The 4,977-nt window shown below is 72.6% G+C and carries 7 protein-coding genes and 1 pseudogene; 5 read left to right on the forward strand and 3 right to left on the reverse strand.

Annotated elements, in window-relative coordinates; all coding sequences use genetic code 11:
• From SACSA_RS0104715 to SACSA_RS0104725, 3 genes are all read right to left on the reverse strand, one after another.
• Positions 1–1,125, reverse strand: a 1,125-nt coding sequence (locus SACSA_RS0104715) for a cytochrome P450 (protein WP_019813953.1), incomplete at its 3' end; no start/stop codon positions are given.
• A gap of 5 nt (positions 1,126–1,130) precedes the next feature.
• Positions 1,131–1,523 carry a VOC family protein gene (locus SACSA_RS0104720; protein ID WP_019813955.1) on the reverse strand — a complete coding sequence of 131 codons (393 nt, stop codon included), beginning with the start codon at positions 1,521–1,523 and terminating at the stop codon, positions 1,131–1,133.
• A 130-nt stretch (positions 1,524–1,653) separates the two neighbouring features.
• Positions 1,654–2,247, reverse strand: a complete 594-nt coding sequence (locus SACSA_RS0104725) for a GNAT family N-acetyltransferase (protein WP_019813957.1) — start codon at positions 2,245–2,247, stop codon at positions 1,654–1,656.
• Between the two features lie 24 nt (positions 2,248–2,271).
• Here SACSA_RS0104725 and cutA point away from each other — a divergent pair, with 24 nt between their 5' ends.
• The 5 genes and pseudogenes from cutA to SACSA_RS25695 all read left to right on the forward strand — a co-directional run.
• Complete coding sequence (cutA, locus tag SACSA_RS26615) at positions 2,272–2,616, forward strand: divalent-cation tolerance protein CutA (RefSeq protein WP_019813959.1); 345 nt, start codon at positions 2,272–2,274, stop codon at positions 2,614–2,616.
• A 186-nt stretch (positions 2,617–2,802) separates the two neighbouring features.
• Positions 2,803–3,690 (forward strand): DUF5926 family protein, encoded by an 888-nt coding sequence (locus tag SACSA_RS0104735; RefSeq protein WP_019813961.1) that lies wholly within the window; start codon positions 2,803–2,805, stop codon positions 3,688–3,690.
• Positions 3,691–3,703: 13 nt separating this feature from the next.
• Positions 3,704–4,069 (forward strand): DUF952 domain-containing protein, encoded by a 366-nt coding sequence (locus tag SACSA_RS0104740; protein WP_019813963.1) that lies wholly within the window; start codon positions 3,704–3,706, stop codon positions 4,067–4,069.
• 92 nt (positions 4,070–4,161) lie between these two features.
• The gene (locus SACSA_RS0104745; RefSeq protein ID WP_019813965.1) at positions 4,162–4,746 is read left to right on the forward strand and encodes a SigE family RNA polymerase sigma factor; all 585 of its coding nucleotides are present in this window, start codon (positions 4,162–4,164) and stop codon (positions 4,744–4,746) included.
• A pseudogene (locus tag SACSA_RS25695) lies at positions 4,743–4,977 on the forward strand (hypothetical protein); the annotation flags it as partial. The gene SACSA_RS0104745 and the pseudogene SACSA_RS25695, both read left to right, overlap by 4 nt.

Here is a 4,977-nt window from a genome sequence, read left to right on the forward strand (position 1 = left end):
CCTGCGCGGGGCCCGTGCGGGGCGCAGGCCGGGTAGCTCGCGCGCGAGCGCGGCGAGCGCGGCGGTGATCTCGACGCGCGCCAGGGGAGCGCCGAGGCAGTAGTGGATGCCGCCACCGAAGCCGAGATGCGGGTTGGGGCTCCGGCCGATGTCGAGCGTGTCGGGCCTGTCGAACACCTCGGGGTCCCGCGCCGCCGCACCGAGCAGGGCCGCCACCTTCTGGCCCTCGGCGATCCGGTGCCCCGCGATCTGGACGTCGGCGGTGGCCGTGCGCTCGAAGAGGTGCAGCGGTGCGTCGTAGCGGATCAGCTCCTCGGCGGCCGACGCCACGACGGCGGGGTCCTTTGCCCCTGCGACGAGTCGTTCCCACTCGTGCCGGTGGGTCAGCAGGGCGTGCACGCCGTTGCCCAGCACGTTGACCGTGGCCTCGTGCCCCGCCATCAGGAGGAGCACGGCCGTGGCGACGACCTCGTCCCCGGTCAGCTCACTGCCCGCGAGGTGGCTGAGCAGGTCGTCGCCCGGCCGTCGCCGCCGCTGGTCCGCGAGGGCGCGCAGGTACTCGGCGAACTCCTCCGCCGCCTGCTCGGCCGCGCGGCGTGTGCCGTCGGAAAGGCCGTACTCGTACATCTTCACGATCGCGTTGCTCCAGGCCACGAGCGTGGGCCCGTCGTCTCCGGGCACACCGAGCAGCTCGGTGATCACGGCGATCGGCAGCGGCTGGGCCAGGTCGTCGAGCAGGTCGGCCTCGCCGTCGGCGGCGATGCGCTCGGCGAGCGTGCCGACCATCGTCCCGGCCAGCCGCTCGACGGCGGGACGCAGCCGTTCCACGTGGCCGCGGGCGAAGGCGGAGGAGACCAGCCTGCGCAGCCGGGTGTGCGCGGGCGGCTCGTTCTCCAGCAGCGAGTTGCGGTGCAGCATGTTGAACGAGGCGAACCGCTCGGCCGGGGTCGCGTCGGTCCAGAGCCGCCCGAGTGACCGGTGCCGGAGCACGGCCGAGGCCGCCGCGTGCGACACGGCGATGAACTGACCGAGTCCCTCGTGCCAGTGCACCTGGCCGAGTGTGCGCAGGCGGGCGAACTCCGGGTAGGGATCGGCGATGAAGGAGGGGTCGTCGGCGACGAACATGACGATCAGGGGCGGCGGGCAGCGAGGACGCAGAACTCGTTGCCCTCCGGGTCGGCGAGTACCACCCAGCTCTGTCCGCCTTGTCCCACGTCGGCGTGTCGAGCACCGAGGTCGAGCAGGCGACGGACCTCGTCGTCCTGTTCCCTGTCGGTCGGGTTGAGGTCGAGGTGGAGCCTGTTCTTGACGGTCTTGCCCTCGGGCACGCGCGCGAAGGTCAACGTCGGCGCCACCGGGCCGAGGTGGTCCTTGCCTTCGGGTTCCACAGGGGGGCCGATGGTGACGATCCCGTCGTCTTCGTCTGCGTCGTGCACCTCGTAATCCAGGACCGAGCACCAGAAACGGGCGAGGCCGTCGGGATCGGCACAGTCGATCCCGAGCTCGGTGAACTTACTGGTCATGTCAGGCCCCTCTCGGACACGTGGCGGGTCCGCCCATTCCCACCCCTGATCGCAGTGTTCGACGGCGAGGTGAACCGCGAATGGGGGTGACCCTACCCGGATGACTCCGCCGCACCGTGTCGTCGGGCCGTCAGTCGCGCTCGGCGTTCCATTCGTGGGCGAGTATCGAGTACAGGATCGAGTCGCGCCAGGCGCCGTTGGTGTGCACGTGGTCGCGCAGCACGCCCTCGCGGGTGAATCCGAGGCGCTCGACGGAGGTGATACCCGCGGTGTTGTCCGGCGCGACGGCGCCGGTCACCCGGTGCAGCTGCAGGGCGCCGAACGCGAAGTCGAGCAGGGTGCGGGCGGCGTCGCCTGCGTACCCGCGCCCCTGGTAGTCGTGCGCGACGGCGTAGCCGAGCCGGGCTGCCCGTTGCCCGCTGAGCAGTAGGCGCGCGAAGCCGACCACCCGGTCGGTCTCGGCGGGTGTGACGGGTTCGAGCGGTGTGATCGCGAGGTAGTAGTCGGTGCGTGGCTGCCGTGCGGCCCGCTCGATGAGGTCGTGCAGCATCGCGCGGGCCTGCTCGGTGCCGCGCGAGTTGAAGGACAGGAAGTAGGTCACGCGGTCATCGCCGACGATGCCGCGCACGGCGTCCAGGTCGTCGGGACGGAAGTCGCGCAGGCGGACCACGCGACCGCTCAGCGTGAGCGGCCCGCTCGTGGAGTCCGTGCGACGCCCGGTCACCCCATCCAGGTTAGCCTGGCCGGTATGTCGTCGGAATACCTCACGCCGTCCGGGGCCTCCGCGGCCGTCGTCGTCACCACCACCGACAGCGAAGCCGCCGCGCGCAAGCTGGCGGCCGGGGCGGTCGAGGCCCGGCTCGGCGCGTGCGCGCAGGTCCTCGGTCCCATCACCAGTGTCTACCGCTGGCAGGGCAAGACCGAGACCGAGGCCGAGTGGCGGATCGAGATCAAGACAGCGGCCGATCGCGTCGAGGCGCTGGTCGAGCACCTGAAGGCGCACCATTCGTACGACGTGCCTGAGGTCGTCGCCACCCCGGTCACCGACGGCAGTGCCGAGTACCTGTCCTGGGTGGTCGAGGAGACGCGCTGACGGGGCCGTGCCCGCCGCGCGATCCGGCGTCGCCCGGGCGGGCGCGGCGGGGCACCTCTAGGCTGTACGCGTCGGCGGGCGCCGGGCACACACGGCGCCGGACCCGGTCGGCCCCGAACAGGGTCGGCGCCGAGTAGGGACGACGCCGGTACAGGCGGCGAGGAGACAGCGCGGGAGGACGGCACCGTGGGCAAGGGCGCACGCAGCAAGGGCCCGAGGAAAGACGCGAAGCGGAAGGTGCGGGACGTCTTCGTGGCGCGCCCCTTCGAGGGACTCGCCGCGGAACCCGAGCTGATCGCGCTGCGGGAGTTCGTCCCGTCGGCCACCGCCCCCCTGACACTGGCCGAGGGTGTCGATCCCGAGGGCCGCCGGATCACGCTCGGCTCCGTGCTTCCGCTCGCGGCGGCGGCCATGGTGCGCGAGGACGACGGGCACATCTTCCTCGGCATGCAGGTGCAGACCCGCTCCTCGGACGTGTCTCGCGACCTGGGCCGAGCGCTGCGCTGGGCGCTCGAGGCGCGTCCCGGCCAGGTGCTGTCGGTGCCGGACACGACGAGCGAGCCGCGCGAGGGCGAGCGTCTCCAGGACCTGCTGGCGCCGACGGCGGAGCTCGACGTCGAGCTCCACCCGGACTTCTCGTGGTGGTTGCCGGAAGGCAGCACGCCCACCGGCGAGATCGCGATGTCACTCGAGCGGGCCAACGCCGCCATCATGCCCACCGAGCGCCTCGGTCCCGGGGCGTACTGGGTGCTCGCGGGGGAGAGGGCGCACCTGCGCTGGGTGTGGCCCGCCGACGAGAACCGCTTGCTGCAAGCGCTCGCGCGGCTGTCGGCCGCCGGGGAACTGACGCTGGGGGAGGAGACCCGGTACGCGGGATCGTTCCGCGCCCACGGCCTGCTGGTGCCGGTCTGGGATCTCGACGCGGAGGCACACGCGCGGGAGTGGGCCGAACCGGCCAAGCACCTCGGCGCGCGACTTGAGGAGGCGCTGTCCTCCCTCGACGACCGGCCGCTCGACGCGGCCGAGCGCCGCGCCCGGGACGGGCTGATCGGCCGCCAGCTGACCCTGCGCTGAGGTCGGTGACGGCGTGATCCTGCACATCTGCCCCGAGGCGGACTGGACGGCCGTGCCCGACGGGGGGCCGTACCGCCCGGCGTCGCTGGACGAGGCCGGGTTCGTGCACTGCTCCGACCCGGGCACGGTGCACTTCCCCGCCGACCGGCTCTACCGGGGGCGCACCGACCTGCTCCTGCTCCGGCTCGATCCGGCCCGGCTCGCCGCACCGGTGCGGTGGGAACCCGCGGTGCCGCCGGAGGCGGGGGCGCCGTGGTTCCCGCACGTCTACGGTCCGATCCCGCTCGACGCCGTCGCGTCGGTGCACCCGTTCCGGCCCGGGGCCGACGGCCGGTTCGCGCTCCCACCCGAGCTCGCGACGCCCGATGCGTTGAACTGAATCACGAATCCACAACATCCGGGCAACCTGACAGCCTCCTCGTGCGTGCACCCGTCGAGCCAGCAACGTGATCGCGCGAGGGAGACGTTACGGTGACCGCGTTCGTGCCTGCCGTTCCGCGCGTGTGTGGTTGGACGGGCACCGTCGGCCACAGGAAGGAAGCGGTCGTGTCTGGCGACCTCACGGACTTCGAGGAGTTCGTGGAGTCCTCCTTGCCCGGGCTCCTGCGCTATGGGCACGCGCTCACCGGGAACCCGCACGACGCGGCCGACCTCGTCCAGTCCGTGCTCGAGAAGATCGGCGCACGGTGGAACTCGGTGGTGCGCAAGACCGGTGACCCGCTCGCGTATGTGCGCCGTTCGATGGCGAACGCGCACGTCAGCCGGTGGCGCAGGCATCGCAGGGAGAACCTCGTGGCCGAGGTCCCCGAGTCGGGCACCGTGTCCCCCACCGACCCGTTCGAGCACGAGCCGCTGTGGGCGGCGTTGCGGGACCTGCCGCCGAAGCAGCGCGCGGTCATCGTGTTGCGGTACTACGAAGGGCTGAGCGAGGCGGAGATCGCCGCCTCGCTCGGAGTCAGCCACGGCACGGTGAAGAGCCAGGCGAGCAAGGCTCTGAGCGCCCTGCGGGGGCGACTGCGCCGGGACGGCGAGGCCGAGGGGAGGCGTGCGCGATGAGCACCGAGGGTGGCTTCGATCGCGGCCCGGCCGGTGAGCCGGAGACGGAAGCGGGAGAGGGCGCCGAGGCCGACCTCGACGCCGAGCTGCGGGCGTTGTTCGACGACGACCGGCTCGCCCTGCGACCCAGAGCGGGAGCGCGGCACGAGATTCTCAGGGGCGTGCGCAGGCGCCGCAGGCGGCGCACGGCGCTCACCGGTGGCGGTACCGCGCTCGCGGTGGTGGCCGTGG

It is taken from the genome of Saccharomonospora saliphila YIM 90502 (assembly GCF_000383795.1).
Classification (GTDB): Bacteria; Actinomycetota; Actinomycetes; order Mycobacteriales; family Pseudonocardiaceae; genus Saccharomonospora; species Saccharomonospora saliphila.